Source organism: Lentzea sp. NPDC051838, from assembly GCF_040681245.1.
Classification (GTDB): Bacteria; Actinomycetota; Actinomycetes; order Mycobacteriales; family Pseudonocardiaceae; genus Lentzea.
In genome coordinates this window covers 79,573-95,818 of the sequence record NZ_JBFAYI010000011.1, presented here as the reverse complement: position 1 = coordinate 95,818, position 16,246 = coordinate 79,573, and the positions used below count along the sequence as shown (strand labels likewise).

At 68.6% G+C, this 16,246-nt stretch carries 15 protein-coding genes; 4 read left to right on the top strand and 11 right to left on the bottom strand.

All coding sequences use genetic code 11. The features are described 5' to 3' along the window. Positions 1 to 44: 44 nt before the first annotated feature. Together tuf and AB0M24_RS24080 are read right to left on the bottom strand one after the other, a co-directional pair. The gene (gene tuf / locus AB0M24_RS24085) at positions 45 to 1,226 is read right to left on the bottom strand and encodes an elongation factor Tu (RefSeq protein ID WP_363771821.1); all 1,182 of its coding nucleotides are present in this window, start codon (positions 1,224 to 1,226) and stop codon (positions 45 to 47) included. Positions 1,227 to 1,431: 205 nt separating this feature from the next. After that, positions 1,432 to 2,304, bottom strand: coding sequence for a LysR substrate-binding domain-containing protein (locus tag AB0M24_RS24080; RefSeq protein WP_363771818.1), 873 nt, complete (start codon positions 2,302 to 2,304; stop codon positions 1,432 to 1,434). Between the two features lie 70 nt (positions 2,305 to 2,374). Here AB0M24_RS24080 and AB0M24_RS24075 point away from each other — a divergent pair, with 70 nt between their 5' ends. Continuing rightward, entirely contained in the window at positions 2,375 to 3,373 is a 999-nt protein-coding gene (locus AB0M24_RS24075) for an FAD-dependent oxidoreductase (RefSeq protein ID WP_363771816.1), read from the top strand. Between the two features lie 100 nt (positions 3,374 to 3,473). After that, the gene (locus AB0M24_RS24070) at positions 3,474 to 3,857 is read left to right on the top strand and encodes an STAS domain-containing protein (protein ID WP_363771813.1); all 384 of its coding nucleotides are present in this window, start codon (positions 3,474 to 3,476) and stop codon (positions 3,855 to 3,857) included. Between the two features lie 16 nt (positions 3,858 to 3,873). Here the strand turns inward: AB0M24_RS24070 and AB0M24_RS24065 are convergent, their stop codons facing one another. After that, on the bottom strand, positions 3,874 to 4,974 hold the full coding sequence (locus AB0M24_RS24065; RefSeq protein ID WP_363771810.1) for a glycosyltransferase: 1,101 nt from the start codon (positions 4,972 to 4,974) through the stop codon (positions 3,874 to 3,876). Positions 4,975 to 5,035: 61 nt separating this feature from the next. After that, positions 5,036 to 6,115, bottom strand: a complete 1,080-nt coding sequence (locus AB0M24_RS24060) for a nucleotide disphospho-sugar-binding domain-containing protein (protein WP_363771807.1) — start codon at positions 6,113 to 6,115, stop codon at positions 5,036 to 5,038. A 22-nt stretch (positions 6,116 to 6,137) separates the two neighbouring features. On the opposite strand from AB0M24_RS24060, the gene AB0M24_RS24055 reads away from it, so the two are divergent. Then, a complete protein-coding gene (locus AB0M24_RS24055; RefSeq protein WP_363771804.1) occupies positions 6,138 to 6,755 on the top strand; it encodes a hypothetical protein in 618 nt (205 codons plus the stop codon). A 1-nt stretch (position 6,756) separates the two neighbouring features. On the opposite strand, the gene AB0M24_RS24050 is transcribed toward AB0M24_RS24055, so the two are convergent. From AB0M24_RS24050 to AB0M24_RS24025, 6 genes are all read right to left on the bottom strand, one after another. Continuing rightward, on the bottom strand, positions 6,757 to 7,278 hold the full coding sequence (locus tag AB0M24_RS24050) for a TetR family transcriptional regulator (protein ID WP_363771801.1): 522 nt from the start codon (positions 7,276 to 7,278) through the stop codon (positions 6,757 to 6,759). 65 nt (positions 7,279 to 7,343) lie between these two features. Further along, the gene (locus AB0M24_RS24045; RefSeq protein WP_363771798.1) at positions 7,344 to 8,261 is read right to left on the bottom strand and encodes a hypothetical protein; all 918 of its coding nucleotides are present in this window, start codon (positions 8,259 to 8,261) and stop codon (positions 7,344 to 7,346) included. A 35-nt stretch (positions 8,262 to 8,296) separates the two neighbouring features. Continuing rightward, positions 8,297 to 9,214: a hypothetical protein gene (locus tag AB0M24_RS24040; protein ID WP_363771795.1), complete on the bottom strand. Its 918-nt coding sequence runs from the start codon at positions 9,212 to 9,214 to the stop codon at positions 8,297 to 8,299. 143 nt (positions 9,215 to 9,357) lie between these two features. Continuing rightward, entirely contained in the window at positions 9,358 to 12,105 is a 2,748-nt protein-coding gene (locus tag AB0M24_RS24035) for an AAA family ATPase (RefSeq protein ID WP_363771792.1), read from the bottom strand. 86 nt (positions 12,106 to 12,191) lie between these two features. After that, positions 12,192 to 13,121 carry an LCP family protein gene (locus AB0M24_RS24030; RefSeq protein WP_363771789.1) on the bottom strand — a complete coding sequence of 310 codons (930 nt, stop codon included), beginning with the start codon at positions 13,119 to 13,121 and terminating at the stop codon, positions 12,192 to 12,194. After that, a complete protein-coding gene (locus AB0M24_RS24025; RefSeq protein WP_363771786.1) occupies positions 13,118 to 13,624 on the bottom strand; it encodes a SigE family RNA polymerase sigma factor in 507 nt (168 codons plus the stop codon). The genes AB0M24_RS24030 and AB0M24_RS24025 overlap by 4 nt, the downstream gene beginning before the upstream one ends. Positions 13,625 to 13,787: 163 nt before the next feature. On the opposite strand from AB0M24_RS24025, the gene AB0M24_RS24020 reads away from it, so the two are divergent. After that, complete coding sequence (locus tag AB0M24_RS24020) at positions 13,788 to 15,401, top strand: ricin-type beta-trefoil lectin domain protein (RefSeq protein WP_363771783.1); 1,614 nt, start codon at positions 13,788 to 13,790, stop codon at positions 15,399 to 15,401. On the opposite strand, the gene AB0M24_RS24015 is transcribed toward AB0M24_RS24020, so the two are convergent. Beyond that, on the bottom strand, positions 15,398 to 16,201 hold the full coding sequence (locus AB0M24_RS24015) for an SAM-dependent methyltransferase (protein WP_363771780.1): 804 nt from the start codon (positions 16,199 to 16,201) through the stop codon (positions 15,398 to 15,400). The genes AB0M24_RS24020 and AB0M24_RS24015 overlap by 4 nt on opposite strands. Positions 16,202 to 16,246 lie beyond the last annotated feature (45 nt).

The window sequence follows — 16,246 nt, the reverse complement described above, 5'->3', positions numbered from 1 at the left end:
CCATCAAGGCAGCGCGACCACCTTCTCGGGTCGTCACCGCCGCCCTAAGCGAGGATCTCGCCGACCGTGCCGGCACCCACGGTCTTGCCGCCCTCGCGAATCGCGAATCCGAGCCCGGTGTCCATCGCCACCGCCTTGCCCAGCTCCACCGTGACCTCGACGGTGTCTCCTGGCAGTGCCAGCGTCCTGTCGAGCTCGACCACGCCGACGACGTCGCCGGTGCGGAAGTGGAACTGCGGCCGGTAGTTCGAGGCGATGCCCGTGTGCCTGCCACCCTCGGCGGCCGACAGCAGGTACACCGACGCGCGGAACCTGGTGTGCGGCGCCACGCTGCCCGGCAGGGCCAGCACCTGGCCGCGCCTGACCTCGCCACGACGAACACCGCGCAGCAGCACCGCGGCGTTGTCTCCCGCCTGGGCCTGCCGCATCGGCTTGCCGAACGTCTCGATGCCGGTGGCGACCGACGAGACGGCGTCACCGAGACCGATCACCTCGACGGAGTCGCCGAGGCCCAGCACACCGCGCTCGACGGCACCCGTCACGACGGTGCCGCGACCGGTGATCGTCAGGACGTTCTCGATCGGCATCAGGAACGGTCCGGACAGATCCCGCTCAGGTACCGGCACGTGCTCGTCCACCGCCTCCAGCAACCGCACGACGGACGCCGTCCACTCCGGGTCTCCCTGGAGCGCACGCAGGCCGGACACGCGGACCACCGGTGTGGCGTCGCCGTCGAAGCCGTACGTGGACAGCAGGTCGCGGATCTCCAGCTCCACCAGGTCGAGCAGCTCCGGGTCGCTCACCGCGTCGGCCTTGTTCAGCGCCACCACGACGTGAGGTACGCCGACCCGCCGCGCCAGCACCACGTGCTCGCGCGTCTGGGGCATGGTGCCGTCCTCGGCGGACACGACCAGGATCGCGCCGTCCAGCTGCGCCGCTCCCGTGATCATGTTCTTCACGTAGTCGGCGTGGCCGGGCATGTCGACGTGCGCGTAGTGACGCGTGGGCGTCTCGTACTCGACGTGCGCGATGTTGATCGTGATGCCGCGGGCGAGCTCCTCCGGGGCGCGGTCGATGCGGTCGAACGCGGTGAAGGTGGTGCCCGACGGGTCCATTTCGGACAGAACCTTGGTGATGGCGGCCGTCAGCGTGGTCTTGCCGTGGTCGACGTGTCCCATGGTGCCGATGTTGAGGTGCGGCTTGGCGCGCACGAACTCCTGCTTCATTTCCTTTGTCCTCGAAGGTGCAGCTGGGATTTCCAAGACCGATCGACCGCTACGACCCTCCTCCAGCGGTCCTGGGGAGGGGACTGGAGAAGGGTCAGATTCGAGCGCCGGCCAGCTGTGCCGAGGCAACGGCGAGCGCGCCCGCGGGAACACCCGCGAACGTGTTGTGCTCAGCCGTCAGGAACATGCGTCGATCATGACACCGCTAAAGATCCGTTGTCACGCGGTTTTCCGCCAGCCTGATCAGGGCACGCGCGGCCGGGCTGTGCGGGCCTGAGGTGCGCCACGCGAACGCCAGCTGACTGCGCGGCGACGGGTCGGTGATCCGGACGGGATGCAGCCCGTCGGTCATCGACAACGCCAGGATCGCCGGACCGAGCCCGCGTTGAGCCAGCGTGATCACCATCGGTGGTGCCGATGCTTCGAGGGCGATCCGCGGCGGCCGTCCACCGCAGGCCGCGTCCAACGCCCCGCGCAGCCCCGTCCCGGCGGGCAGGCAGATCAGCCCGCGCGTCAGCAGCTCGTCCACCGTGACGGATTCCCTGCCGTACCAAGGATCACCGACAGCAACCGCCGCCACGAGCGGTTCATCCGCCAGCACTCGCACCGACAGCCCGTCCGGCACGTCACCGGCGTACCCGATGAGAGCGAAGTCCAGCTGACCATCCACAAGGGACTCGACCAGCGCATCGGAGTTGGCCTCCGACAACGTGATCTCGACACCGGGATGCGATGAGTGGAACGACGACAACAGCTCCGGCAGGTCCATGATCCCGCACGAGACGACCATCCCCACCCGCACGGCACCGCGCACCAGCCCGGCCATCTCCTCGACGGTCCGCCGCGCCGACTCGACAGACCGCAGGGCCGCCCGCGCCAACGGCAGCACGGCGGCTCCGACGTCGGTCATCGTGACCGTGCGCCCCGACCGGTCCAGCAGGTCGTGCCCGAGCTCCCGTTCCAGCCGCCGGATCTGCGCGCTCACGCCCGGCTGCGCGACGTGCACCCGTTCCGCTGCCCGCGTGAACGAGGCCTCCTCGACGACCGCCACGAAGTACTCAAGCTGCCGAAGCTCCATAACCAACGATTATAGAAGCAAGCACAACCAGATCTTGGACTTATAACCGCAGCGCAACCATGCTCGAAGCATGCAGAAGTTCCTTCCCGGAGACACCGGATACGACGAAGAACGCAGCGGCTTCCAGACCGGACTCCGCCACGAACCGAAGGTGATCTTCGCGGTGGAGACGGTTCGGGACGTCGAGGAAGCCGTCCGGTACGCCGAAGACCACGGCCTCGAGTACGCGGTGCAGACCACCGGCCACGGCCTGACGACGGCCACCAGCGGCGTTCTGATCTCCACCAAACGCATGAACGAGGTGGAGATCGACCCTCAGGCCAAGATCGCCAGGGTCGAGGCGGGTGCGGTGTGGCAGCAGGTCGTCGAGGCCGCCGCACCCCACGGCCTGGCCCCGCTCAGCGGCGACGCGAGCGACGTCGGCGTCGTCGGCTACACCCTCGGCGGCGGCTACGGCCTGCTGGCTAGGGAGTTCGGCTTCGCGAACGACCGCGTTCGCAAGACGGAGAAGGTCGGCGAGGTCGTGGTCGCGCTGGAGTTCGACCTGCTGGAGATCGACCAGGTCCACGCGGGGGAGATGTACTTCGACGCGGCACACGCGGCGCAGGTCTTCGAGGCTTTCCACAAGTGGGACCTGCCCAGCCACGTCACGGCGTCGCTCACGACGCTGGGCGAGGCCGTCCGCATCACCTTCGCGAGCACGCGGCCGTTCGACGTCGACCACCTCCGCGTGGCCCCGAGGCTCACCGAGGAGTTCGGCCGCAAGCCTTTCGCGGAAGCCGCCGGCAAGCCGCTCCCGCCGCACACCTACCAAGGTGACAACGTTCTGCTGAGTGATCTGTCGTTGGAGGCGCTGCAACGGGTTCGGCAGAAAGCCGCCGACTCGGACGTGCCGATCTTCGTCGGCGTCACCCCGCTCGGAGGCGCTCTGACCGGCGACGCCGCCTACCTGATCAAGCTGATCTCGCCCCGGCTCGGTGCCGAGAAGCAGCACGCGGCGGTGTTCGACGAGGTTCGGCCGTTCGTGGTCGGCAGTGCGCGGAACTTCCGGTACGCGGTGAGCGGGTAGGTTGTAGTGCGGAAGCAACAGCCGTAACGTCGGAGCCTCAACCGGGTTCAGCAGCGTGCTCGGACCGGTATCTACGTGCTTCGGCCACCGGGGAGTGCTGGTGAACGAAGATCAGTCCAAGGAATCACCCCTGCTGACAGTGCGAGCCGCGGATGTCGCCGGAGTTGTCGTCGTCGCGGTGGAAGGCGAGATCGACGTCGACACTGCGGACGTCGTGCTGGACGCTCTGCGGCTCGGCATCTCCTCGGATGGTCCCGCGGTCGTCGCGGATCTCACCGGGGTCAGCTTCTTCGGCTCGACCGCCATCTCCACGTTGATCACGGCGCACGAGTTCGCCGACGAGCACTGCAAGGGTCTGCACGTCGTCGCGCCGCATCGTGCCGTCAAGAGACCGTTGCAGGTCACGGGTGTCGCAGACGTGTTGTCGCTGCACGACTCCGTGGACGAGGCCCTGTCCGCGCTGAAACCGGTGCCCAGCGAGTAGGCACCGGTTTCCCACGTCAGCCGGCGAGTTCGACCAGTGCGGGCACGACCTCGTCCGGGGCCGGCATCGCGGCGATCTCGGCGGCGACCTTCGCCACCGCGGGGTGGCTGTCGCGCAGGAGTTTCGCTGTCAGCTCGGCAGTGGCGTCCGCGGTGAACTGCTCGCCGACGAGCCGTGCGCCGAGGCCGCTGTTCTCGACCAGTTCGGCGTTGCGGAACTGGTCGGCGCCCTGCGGCAGGATCAGCTGGGGCACGCCGCGCGCCATGGCCGCCACCGTGGTGCCCGCGCCGCCGTGGTGCACGGCGAGATCTGCGTGCGCGAGCAGATCGGCCTGAGGCACCCAGGGCAGCACGTGCACGTTGTCCGGCACGTCGGGCAACGCGGAGGGCTCGACCAGCGGCCCGGTGGCGACCAGCACGTCGGCATCCAGTCCCGACAGCCCGGCGATCGCTTTCTCCAGCACCTCCTGGTTCGCGAACGCGGTGCCGAAAGTCAGGTACACGAGCGGTTTCGCGCGCTCAATCACCCAACCGGGCAATTCACCCGGTTCGGCGAACGGAACCGGGCGCAGCGGAATCCGGTGCACGTCGGAAAGATAGTCAAGATCCTGCATGGACGGCGGGAAGACGTCGATGTAAGGCGATCCGAGTCCGTAATGATGCCCATTCGGCACGCTGATGCCGAGCTCGTTCACGTACTCCAGAAACCGGTCCTGCATGGCTTCGGGTACCAGTGTCTCGTCCATTTTCCCGAAACCGTGACAGACGACCGGAATTCCCGCCTGCATTGCCGCGATGCCGGCGCCGGGGTTGATGAGCTCGAAAACGACCAGGTCAGGCTTCTCCCGCTCCAGCACGGGCGTCAGGTCCTGGGCGAACTTGCGCGGCAGGATCGAGCCGAAGGCGTCGACCGCGGTCTGCCGCAGCATCTCCCGCTTGAACTCCGCCGTGCCGTGTTTGGCGTTCGCCTGGTTGAACGCCTCCCAGATGGGCATACCCGCCTCGATCGCGGTGAAACCCTGATTTCGCGCGAGTTCCAGGAACTCCCGGTCGACGGCGTAGAGAACCTCGTGTCCCTGCTCGCGGGCGGCGTTCGCGAGCGGGAGTAAGGGGTACATGTGTCCGTGCGAGCCTAAGCTCGAGAAGAGAATGCGCACACGGCCCACGATAGGTGCTCTTTTATTTCAACGGGGTTAGTTCTTCCCAGTTGGACGCGATCTCGGACGGCGCCGGCATCGCGGCGATCTCGTCCCGCACCTCCGACGCGGCCCGTTGCAGCCTGGCGTCCTCGATGAGCTGGGTGAGCAGGTCGGGCGTGACCTCCTTCGGGTGTGCCCTGAGCCCGGCCGTCCTGCGCGTGATGGCGTCCGCGTGCACGGTCCGATCACCGGGGCCCGGCTCGACCAGCTGCGGCACCCCGGCCGCGAGCGCGCCGAGCAACGTGCCCGCGCCGCCGTGGTGCACGATGCCGTCGCAGAACGGCAGCACGCGCGGAATCGGCACCCACCCGACCGTCTTGACGTTGTCCGGCAAGCCTTCCACGCGGTTCGCCCGCACCAGCACGAACTCCGCGTCGACGTGCGCGGCCGCCTTGACCACCGCGTCCATCATCCGGCCCGCGCCGGGACCGGGTGCGGTGCTGCGGCTCACCAGGATGCGCGGCTTGCCCGCGGGTTCCGCGAGCCACTGCGGCACCTCGCCGTCACCGCTGTAGGCGACGAACCTCATCAGGTCGCCGCCGGGAAACTGAGCGAGGCTCGGTGGTGCCGTGCGCAGAACCGTTGCGGGAGAACGCACTTCGGCCTTCATCCGCGCACCGACCGCCGCCGTCAGCTCCAGCCCGTCGAACAACGAAACGTCGTGGACGATCGACGGCACACCCAGCGCGGACCCGGCGGCCGCCAACGGCTCGTGCACCACGACGTCCGGCTTCCACTTCGAGGCAAGCGCTTGCAACGGCTTCGTCATCGCGTCACCGACCGTGCCGAAGAGCCGTGACACGAAGTCCAGCCTGCCGCTGCCCCGCATCTCCCTCTTGGCCACCAACGGATGCGTGACCATGATGCGCAACGCGATCGGTCCGAACCGGACGTTCGCCGGCACGACGTCCTCGACGTGCAGCCCGGAGTCGTGCACGCGCAACGCCTCGCCACCGGTCGCGACCACGACCTCGTGTCCCGCATCGCGCAACGCGAGCGCGAGCGGCATCAACGGGAAGACGTGACCGAGCAGTGGAGCGGCAACCACGAGAACACGCATACAGCCAGGCTAACCTCAGTTCATGCCGCGCAGCTGGAACGAGATCGACTGGGACGCCGACGTACCCGACTTCGCGGAGATCGTCGCCTCGCGGGATCAGATCGTCTGGTCGCAAGTACCGGTGACCGAACCGGCGCTCGAACCTCTCCTGCGGCAGCTCGCGGCCACCCACGTGAACGGCGGGTACCTGCTGGCCAGGTTCCGCGCGGTCGCCTACCCGGACGCGACGGCCTGGTACCTCTCGCGCAACCGCTTCGCCGACTACCACTTCCTGCGGTTCTTCTTCAGCGACGCGGTGGTCCGGGAAGGACTCCGCGACCTGAAGATCCCGGAGAAGCCGGACGACGGAAGCTTCGAGGAGCAGTGGGCCGGATCGCTGTGCCTGGACGGACTCCTCGCCGGGCTGATCGTCAACGGCGGTGCGTACAAGGCGTTCGACGGTCCGGCACGGGAAGCCAAGGCGATCGCCACCGCCGCGGTCGAAGCGTTGACGCAGAACCGGTTCGAGGACTTCCGGGTCGACATCAGCCACGCCCCGTGGACGCCGTGGTTCCACGACATCGCCTGGGACATCACGTACGTGCTGACCGACCTCGCCAACGCCGAGGTCACCGTCCTCTGCGTCACGGACACCGACTGAGCTACGGCTCGACCAGCCGCCGAACGGCGTCCTCGACGGTCCGCCTGCGGATCACGTGATCACTGCCGTCAGCCGGAACGTTGGCCCACATCGACGCGATCGCCAGCACCAGAGCCAAAACCTGCTCAGCCGAGAACCGTCCGGACACCAGCCCGCAGTTCTGTGCGTTCCGGATCGCCTCGATCTCCGCGGACCGGCTCACCCGCCCCGGCCGCTCCAACCGGTGCCACGTCGCGAGCCGCGCGAACTCCGGGTGCTCGTGCTGCCGGTCGTACAACCGGGCCGCGTACCCCGGCAGGTCCACGGCGTCGAACTGCACGAAGGCCGCGTCCACCACCTCGGACTGCACGGCGTCGAACAGCTCTTCCTTGCCGCCGTAGTAGGTGTAGGCGAGGCCTGCGGAGCACCCGGCGATGCGGGCGATGCGCTCCATCCGCGCGCCGGCGATTCCGTAGGCCGCGAACTCGACGAACGCGGCGTCCAGCAACCGGCGGCGCGTTTGTTCCCGATCGCGGCTCCCCATACCGGCCAGGTTATGGCGAAAGGCCGCACCCTTTGAAGAGTGCGGCCCTTGAGGATCGCTGGAACTCATTTCGCCATGTCGAACCAGTTGAAGCCCTCGACGAACTGGCGGGTGGTGTTGCTCTGGTAGCGCGGGCCGGAGAGCTCCCAGCGCTGCACGTAGCGGTAGGTGCCGGGCTGCAGCGACTCGTCCTCGCGGGTGTTCTCGTCGTCCTTGACCGGCACGTACTCGTAGATGTTCTGCCGCACCAGGTAGACGTCGAGCGACTCGTACTGCGACTGGGTCTTGAGGTAGTCGCCCTGGCCGTGGTCGAGCGCGCGGCCGGGGTCGGCGAGCTTGAGCTGCACGGTCGTGTTGTTGAACGTCCCGGAAGCGGCGACGACCGTGACGATGTGGCCGCCCGTGCGCTGCAGCGAGCCGACCTGCGGGCCGTCCTTGTAGCGGCCGTACACCAACTGCAACGGGCCCTCGTTGAGCTTCCGGGCGAGCTCGCCCGCCCAGTCGATCTGTTCGTTGGTGCTCACGTAACCGCGTGAGGTGGTCCAGCCGGCGTCACGGGCGGGCTTGGTGGCGATGTCCCACGCGGTGCGCAGGTTCGTCATGTTGGTGCCGCCGTTGTACTTGGCGTCGACGCCGATGCGCCCGATCGAGTTGGTGATGACGTTGTAGTCGGCCTGGTCCTTCGGATCGAGGTTGCCGACCTTGGTGGTGAGCCAGCCGACCGGGGCGCCCTTCTCGTGGCCCCAGTAGTGCAGGACGTTGTAGAGCGAGGCCGGGCCGCAGTAGGCGTTGCCGTTGTTCTCGAGGCCGGCGCGGAACTGGTCCACGTCGCTCACGCCGCACTTGCGAACGGTGAACACCGGGCCGACGAGGTCGGAAGCGCCGACGCACGGGGCGGGCTGGCCGATGATCGGGTCGGCGGAAGCAGTGGGAGCGACGATGGCGGTGAGGGCGGCGGCGGCGAGCAGAGCGTTGCGGATCATTTCGGTTTCTCCTTCAAGAGTTGCTCGGCTCGGAACTACTTGGCCATGTCGAACCAGTTGAAGCCCTCGACCATCTGACGGGTCGTGTCGCTGAGGTAGCGCGGACCGGTGAGCTCCCAGCGCGTCACCCACTTGTAGGTGCCCGGCTCCATCGACTCGTCCTCGGCGGTGCTCTCGTCGTCCTTGGACGGCGAGTACTGCCGGAACGCGCGCTTGGTCAGCGTGACGTCGAGCGCCTCGTAGTCGGACTGGGTCGTCAGGTAGTCGGCGTCACCGTGGTCGCCCGCACGGCCCGGGTCGGCCAGCTTCAGCTTGATGGTGTTGCCGCCGAACGTGCCGGTGGCGGACACGACCGTGACGATGTGGCCGCCGCTGCGCTGCAACGCGTAGTCGCCGGGAGCGTCCTTGTAGCGGCCGTACACGAGCTGCAGCGGGCCCTCGTTGAGCTTCTTGGCGAGCTCACCGGCGAAGTCAGGGTTCTCGAGCGTGCTGACGACACCGCGGGAGGTCGTCCAGCCGGCGTCACGGGCGGGCTTCGTGGCGTTGTCCCAGGCGGTGCGCAGGTTCGTCAGGTTGGTGGCGCCGTTGTACTTGGCGTCCCAGCCGATCTTGGCGATCGCGGCGGTGTTGAGGTCGTAGTCGCTCTGGTCCTGCGGGTCGATGTCGCTGACCCGCGTGGGGCCCCAGCCGATCGGGGCGCCCTTCACGTGCGCCCAGTAGTGCAGGACGTTGTAGAGCGAGGTCGGGCCGCAGTAGGCGTTGCCGTTGTTGTCCAGGTTGACGCGGAACTGGTCCACATCGCTCACGCCGCACTTGCGGACGTTGAAGTCCGGGCCCACCAGGTCGGAGGCGGTCACGCACGGAGCGGGCTGGCCGACGATCGGGTCCGCGTTGGCCGCGGGGGCGACGACGGCGGTAAGAGCGGCGGCGGCGAGCAGAGCGTTGCGGATCATTTCGGTGTCCCCTTTGAGATCTTGTGTTCCCCTGTGGTGACACAAGATTCGCCGGGACGGACCCCCAAAGGCATGAGGGGAGATCCCTCAACCCTCCGCGAGAAAAGATGGGTGTATCAGGCCTACCCCCACACCCCTCTGTACTAGGCAAGGACGCGAGCGAGATCCCTGCGACCTGCGATTCCGAGCTTCGTGTAGATCCGGCCGAGGTGATTCTCGACGGTCTTGGGGGTCACGAACAGCTCCTGCGCGATCTCCCGGTTCGCCCGTCCCGCCGCGGCCAGGTCGGCGACCCTGCGCTCGGACGCCGTGAGCGACTCGGCGCCGATCACCACCTGCCTGCGCGGCCGGTCGCCGATCGCCTCCAACGCCTCGACGGCTCGCGCGCGCAACACGGCGGAACCGCATTCGCTCGCGAGGTCGATGGCCCGGTGCAGGGGTTCCCGCGAGTCCGAACGCCGGCGCGCGACCCGCATCGCCTCACCGAGGTCGACGAGCGAGCGGGCCAGTTCCAGACGAGCCGGTGAGCCCTCCAAAGTGGACACGGACTCGGTCAGCAGCTCCAGCCGGCCGTCGGGGGAGGTGTGCGCGAGCAACCGCAGCGCCGCGCCGACCTCCGTCGCGGCACCCCACTTCCGCGCGATGCCCAGCTGCTCGGTGGCGAGCTCGCAGGCGGGCTCGCCGAGCTGGAGCAACGCCCGGACGGCCACCCCGCGCCACGGAATCGTCGGCGGATCCACCTGGACCGCCGCCATCGCGTCGCGCTGCCGGTACGCCTCGTCGAGCGCTCGTGCCGCGTCGCCGCGAGCCAGCGCGATCAGGCCGCGGGGCTCGTGCAGCCAGATCGTGGGCATCATCGTGGTCGCGTCGTTGAGGTCGAACGCGTCCATCACGGCCTGGGCCGCGTCGACGTCCCCGCGTTCCAGCGCCGCGTAGACCGCGAAGTGCGTCGAGGTGGCCCGCAGTCCGATGACCTGCGAGACCGGGTCCTCGTGGGCGATCGCGGCGAGCGCGCCCTCCGCCTCGGCCTCGACGGCCTGCATGTTGCCGCAGCGCCAGTTCAGGAACTGCGAGGCGTTGGTGACCATCGCGAACTCGACCGGAGAGCCGTGCGCGCGCACCTTCAGCCGCGCACGCTCGATCTCGCGCCGGGCAACGTCCACGCCATCAGCGGCCATCAACGCGAGCAACGCCACGAGCCACGCCACCATCGCGTCGGTGCTACCCGTCGCGTCGTCGAGGTACGCGCCGTTGGCCAGCGCACGCGTCGCCGTCGCCGCCACCTCGTCGTGCGGCCACACCTCGTAGCGGCCCATCTGCGAGAGGAGGCCGAGCAACGTTCGTTCGTCCGGCGTGCTGCCCGCGAGGCCGGCATAGGCGCTGAGGTGCATCGACGAGGCCTGCCGGTAGTCGGGCAGGAACGAGCGGAACACCGCCAGCCGTGCCTCGAGGTGCAGGCGCGACTCGCCGGCCGGCCGGGCCGCGATGGCGTCGGTGAGCTCGTCGATGGCGGCTTGGGGACCTTCCACCACGGCGGTCGCCGACGCGGCCGCCGCCACCAGTTCGGCATCCGCGAGTCCGGCCGCCGCGGCTTTCAGGTGGCGGTGCGCGTTGACGGCGTCGCCGGTTCGCAGCAGCGCGCGGCCGAGTTCGGCTCGTAGGGCGGCGTCGTTCGGACGTTCGTCCACGGCGCGTTGGAGATGCGCGGCGGCGGTGTGCGGATCGCCGGCCGCCAACAACTGCGATGCGGCCTTGCGCAGCACGTCGGCCGCGTTCGGGAGTGTCCCCTTCGGAGCGTGCACGAGGTGGGCCGCCACCCGATCAGCCGGGGAATGGCCCTCCCACAACGCTTTCGCGGCGCGCGCGTGCAGTGAGGCGCGCGCGATCGGGCCGAGACCCGTCAACACCGCTTCGCGCACAACGGGATGCACGAACTCCAGGTGCTCGCGGGTGACGATCACGTTGGCCGCCACCAACGCCTCGACGGCGCCAGGCAGATCGTTGACGTCCGCGAGAGAAGCGGCCTGCCACGGATCGGCGTGCGACCCGAGAACGGCGACGGCACCCGCGAGCGCCACGGCGTCCGCGGGCAACCGGCCGAGCGTGGCGCGGAAGACGGTGCTCGGCCCGAGCCCGCTGATCTTCGCGGCCGTGGCCGAGTCCCTCAGCGGCAGCCCGAGCGCCTTGAGCTCGTCGACCAGCACCTCGGTGAGGAACGGGTTGCCGCCGCTCGCCGCGTGCAGCGCCTGCACGACGTCGGGATGCCCTGCGACCAGCTCGCCGAGCGCCTCGGTGGTGAGCGGCCGCGGCAGCAACCTGTCCGCCGACACGCTGAGCTGCGCGAGCGGCCCGAAGTTGTCCGCCGGCGGCCGGGTCGCGACCACCAGGGTGATCGGCAGGTCCGCGATCCGTCGTGACAGGTAGACCAGGAACTGCAGCGACGACAGGTCGGCCCAGTGCGCGTCGTCGACCGTGATCAGCAGCGGGCGGGTGGAAGAGAGGTCCACCGCGACCCACCACAACGAGTGCAACGTGCGGGCCAGCTCGGCCTCGCTGGGATCGAGCGCCGCGTCGTCGAGTGCCTTCAGCGCCGCCCCGGACGGCCCGGCCAGGATCTTCTCCCGGATCTCGCCCGAGTACCGCGACACCGACCGCTCGACCATCTGCCGGACGACGCCCCACGCCATGGCGCTCTCCAGGGCGTCGCCGACAGCCTGCAGACGGCCGAATCCACGCTGTTTGGCCAGCTCACGGCACTCGTGCACGAGCCTGGTCTTGCCGATGCCCGCACGACCCTCGATGACGACGACACGACCCTCACCACGGGTGGCTGCGTCGAGAGCTTCACGAATGTGCGCGATCTCGGAGTCACGTTCAAGTGGTTCGCGCACGAATTGATCGTAGCGGCCATCTGGCGGGCTACATGCTGGTCATCGACACCGCATCCGGGCGACTTGATGCTCCATTGGTGTGAACGTCAGCGGACGCACCCGAACTGAGCCGGCTGACCACCCTCGAACTGCTTGCCGACGAACTCCTTCGCGTCCTTCGGGTCGACGATGAACGCCTGCCCGTTGCTCGTGGCCTTCGCCTCGCCGACCGGCAGCGTCGCCGACTTGATCGTCACCGGCCCCTGGAACCTCTTGGCGAACTCCAGCACGTCGAACGAAGGGTCGACCTGGATCGACTTGCTGATCTCCTGGGCGAGCCGGGGCGCGTTCTCCTTGGTGATCTTGGAGGCGAGCGACGTGAGGAACGCCTGCTGCCGCTTCACGCGGTCCAGGTCACCGTTCTCCAGACCGTGGCGCTGACGCAGGAACGCGATCGCCTGGTCACCCTGGACAGTCTGCTTGCCCGCGGGCAGGTCGGTGCCGCTGAACTTGTCCTTGGCCGGCGCGGACAGGCAGACCTCGACACCGCCGACGGCCTGCGAGATCCTGCCGAACTCGGACATCTTCACCGCGGCGTAGTGGTCGACCTTCTGCCCGGTCAGCTCCTCGACGGCGCCGGTCAGCGACCACGGGTTCTCCAGGAACAGACCGTTGAGCTTCTCCCCGCGCGCCGCCACGTCCCGCGGCAACGACACCGCGCTGACCGTCCCGTCCTCGCCGAAGTGCGCGAACACGATCGCGTCCGCGTGGTTGAAGTCGTCGAGGCCCAGCAGGAGCACGTTCTGGCCGGTAGCCGCGGGTGCCGGTGCGATGGCGGGCGAGGCGTCGGTCTTCCTGACGGCCGTCGGGATGATCACCGCCGCGGCGGCAGCGGCCACGGTCAGCGTCGCGACGCCGACGATCAGGCCGAACGGCTTGCGGGCCTTCTTGCGCTTGTGCAGTTCGGCCATCACGGTCCGGGAGTCGACACGCTGGTCGGCCTCCGCGGCGATGGCCGAGCGGATGAGGTCGTTCATGAGTGCACCCCCATGGTGGCGGACCGGGCGATTTCGTGGGCACGCAGCGTCTGCAGCGCGCGAGAGAGTTGGCTGCGCACGGTCGATTCCGCGCAACCGAGCACTGAGGCGATCTCCGCGTCGGAGCAGTCCTCGTAGAACCGCATCACCAACGCCGCACGTTGCTTGCGCGGCAACACGGCGATCCGCGCGCGCATGGCCTCGCGTTCGGCGTGCGCGTCGGCAGGGTCAGCCGCGGACGGCACGTGCTTGGCGAGCTCACTCCGTTCCACCGCGATCTCCCGCGCGGCCCTGCGGTGCCGCCACGACAGGTAGTCGTTGGTCACCATGCGCTTCACGTAGAGATAGGGAGCGTCCATCGCTCCGATGCGCTCCCACTTGCCCTGCGCGCGCATGAGCACGTTCTGCACGATGTCCTGCGCCAGGTGTTTGTCGCAGGTGATCGCCGTGGCATACGCCAACAGCCGGTCAAGCCGCTCAGCGACGAACTGGTCGAACCCCACGCCGCCCCCTTCGTTGTCCGTGAACTTCTACGGCTCGGGAAACCCCCTCAAGGCCGTCGTCCGCTGCATCCGGTTTTGTGGTCCGGACCACACATGTCTCAGTTCGGACGGATTTCGGTGTGAAGTCTTTTCACGTTCACGCCCATCAGTGAGCCTTCACCCCATGCGCATCATCCCTGCACTCGCGCTGTTGTCGCTGCTGCTCGTCCCCGTCGACGCGCAGGCGGCACCCAACGGCTCGTACTACCTGCAAAGCGCCGTGACCGGTCAGAACACGGCCGTCTCCGGCTCGTCCGTGGTCCAGCACCGCCCCAAGGGCGACGAGGACCGCCAGCAGTTCACCTGGAACGGCAGCACGCTCTCCGAGGGCGGCCTGTGCCTCGGACGCTCCGGCGACGCCGCCCAGATGGTCAGCTGCTCGAGCGCGGACGCCCAGTGGGTCGCCACGCTCGACGACCAGGACAGATACCGGCTGAAGGACCCCGGCTCGGCGCGCTACCTGATCGCGTCCGGCACCGACCAGGTCCGCGTCGGCACCGGCAACGACACCTGGTTCCTCACCCCGGTCAACCCGGTCCGCGTCCAGCCCCCTGCCGACCCGCGCCTGGACGAGATGACGTTCCTGACCGCCCACAACGCCTACGCGAACGGCGTGGACGGCGGCTTCACGTTCGGCAACATCGCGCCGAACCAGTCCCGCGGCATCGTGCAGCAGCTCAACGACGGCGTGCGCGGCTTCATGCTCGACATCCACCAGACCCCCGACGGCGCGATCCTCTGCCACAACAGCTGCACCCTGGTGAGCCGCCCGGTCGCCCTCGGCGTCGACCTCCAGCGCATGGTCGACTTCCTCAAAGCACGCCCGACCGAGATCGTCACGGTCTTCCTGGAGGACTACGTAGACGCCGCGACGCTGCGCTCTTCTCTCGCATCGGTGCAGGGCCTCTACGACGTGCTCTACCGGGCCGAGGGCGTGCGCGAGAACGGCTGGCCGACGTTGTCCCAGATGAGGGCGAGTGGCAAGCGTTTGCTCATCTTCACCGACCACGGCCGCGACGGCCGCGAGGACTCCGGCGTGCTCTACCAGCGCGACTGGACCGTCGAGAACTACTGGTCGATGGGCTCCGGCACCGGCACGTCCGACTGGTCCTGCTACTCCCGCTGGGGCGAGAAGCCGCTGACCGCTGTAGAAGCCAACTTCCGCCCGTTGTTCGTGATGAACCACTTCCGCGACGTCCCGATGGAAGGCACCGTCGCCACCGACAACTCGAAGGCCGTCAACCGGGCCCAGCGCTTCTGCGAACCCGCGGCCCGCAAGTCCCCGAACTACCTGGCCGTCGACTTCTACCACCGCAACACACCGCAGCTGCCGGCCGACCGCTTCCCGTCCGGCACGGGCTCGGTCGAGCTCGCCGCGGCATCGAACCTGTGCCTGGACAACAACGGCGGCGGCACCGCCAACGGCAACCCGGTCCAGATCTGGACGTGCAACAACTCCTACGCCCAGAAGTGGCGAGTCGTCGCCGACGGCACCATCGCCATCTCCGGCAAGTGCCTCGACGTCAACGGCAGCGGCACCACCAACGGCACCATCGTGCAGCTGTGGGAGTGCAACGGCACCGGCGCGCAGCAGTGGCGCGTGCGGACCGACGGCTCGGTGCAGAACCCGCAGTCCGGCCTGTGCCTGGACGACCCGGTCGCGTCGACCACGCCCGGCACGCGGCTGAACATCTGGTCCTGCAACGGTTCCGCCGCGCAGGCCTGGAAGTTCCGCTAAGGCTTGCGAGCGACGCCCACGTAGACGTCCTCCGGGCCACCTTCTCCGGCCGGGCCGAGTTCCGGGTGCCACGACGGTGCCGGCACGACGCCCGGCTGGAGGAGCTCCAAGCCGGAGAACAGGGGCTCGAACTCCGCGCGCGAACGGAAGTACATCGGGTCGCGGCTGTGCTTCATGGCCTCGACGACCGCGCCCATCTCGGCGGGCTTGAAGTCGGCGGTCAGGTGCGAGAGGGCGATCAGGCTGCCCGGCGGCATGGCGTCGCGGTAGTGGGCGACGACCTCGGCCGGGCCCTTCTCGTCCGAGACGAAGTGCAGCACGGCGACCATGAGCAAGCCGACCGGCTGCGAGAAGTCGATCAGGTCCTTCACGACCGGGTCGGAGAGGACGTCGGCCGGCTTGCACATGTCCGCCTGGACGACGCCCGCGTTGGGGTTGTCCTCCAGGATGAGCTGGCTGTGCGAGACCGCGACCTCGTCGTAGTCCACGTAGACCACGCGGGCGTCGGGGTTCTCGGCCTGCACGATCTCGTGGACGTTGCCGACCGTCGGGATGCCCGAGCCGAGGTCGAGGAACTGGGTGATGCCCTGCTCCATCATCAGCAGGACGGCGCGGCGCATGAACGAGCGGTTCGACGAGGCGATGGCGCGGCCGTCGCGCAGGATCTGCAGGACCTTCTCGCCGACCATGCGGTCCGAGGCGAAGTTGTGGCCACCTCCCAACAGGAAGTCGTAGACGCGCGCGGCGCTCGGCACGTCCGTGTTGATCCCTGCGGGCACCCACGAGAAAGGCTCGGCCATGGCGCAGAACCTACCTGTTTGCGCGCACGCGTGTATCGGCCGGAA

Excerpts from the sequence above, each read along its gene's own strand:
- AB0M24_RS24050 (WP_363771801.1), bottom strand. The coding sequence starts at position 7,278 with ATGGGGAGCCGCGATCGGGAACAAACGCGCCGCCGGTTGCTGGACGCC.
- AB0M24_RS24030 (WP_363771789.1), bottom strand. The coding sequence starts at position 13,121 with ATGAACGACCTCATCCGCTCGGCCATCGCCGCGGAGGCCGACCAGCGT.
- AB0M24_RS24020 (WP_363771783.1), top strand. The coding sequence starts at position 13,788 with ATGCGCATCATCCCTGCACTCGCGCTGTTGTCGCTGCTGCTCGTCCCC.
- AB0M24_RS24015 (WP_363771780.1), bottom strand. The coding sequence starts at position 16,201 with ATGGCCGAGCCTTTCTCGTGGGTGCCCGCAGGGATCAACACGGACGTG.
- AB0M24_RS24065 (WP_363771810.1), bottom strand. The coding sequence starts at position 4,974 with ATGTACCCCTTACTCCCGCTCGCGAACGCCGCCCGCGAGCAGGGACAC.
- AB0M24_RS24060 (WP_363771807.1), bottom strand. The coding sequence starts at position 6,115 with ATGCGTGTTCTCGTGGTTGCCGCTCCACTGCTCGGTCACGTCTTCCCG.
- AB0M24_RS24045 (WP_363771798.1), bottom strand. The coding sequence starts at position 8,261 with ATGATCCGCAACGCTCTGCTCGCCGCCGCCGCCCTCACCGCCATCGTC.
- tuf (WP_363771821.1), bottom strand. The coding sequence starts at position 1,226 with ATGAAGCAGGAGTTCGTGCGCGCCAAGCCGCACCTCAACATCGGCACC.
- AB0M24_RS24080 (WP_363771818.1), bottom strand. The coding sequence starts at position 2,304 with ATGGAGCTTCGGCAGCTTGAGTACTTCGTGGCGGTCGTCGAGGAGGCC.
- AB0M24_RS24040 (WP_363771795.1), bottom strand. The coding sequence starts at position 9,214 with ATGATCCGCAACGCTCTGCTCGCCGCCGCCGCTCTTACCGCCGTCGTC.
- AB0M24_RS24075 (WP_363771816.1), top strand. The coding sequence starts at position 2,375 with ATGCAGAAGTTCCTTCCCGGAGACACCGGATACGACGAAGAACGCAGC.
- AB0M24_RS24055 (WP_363771804.1), top strand. The coding sequence starts at position 6,138 with ATGCCGCGCAGCTGGAACGAGATCGACTGGGACGCCGACGTACCCGAC.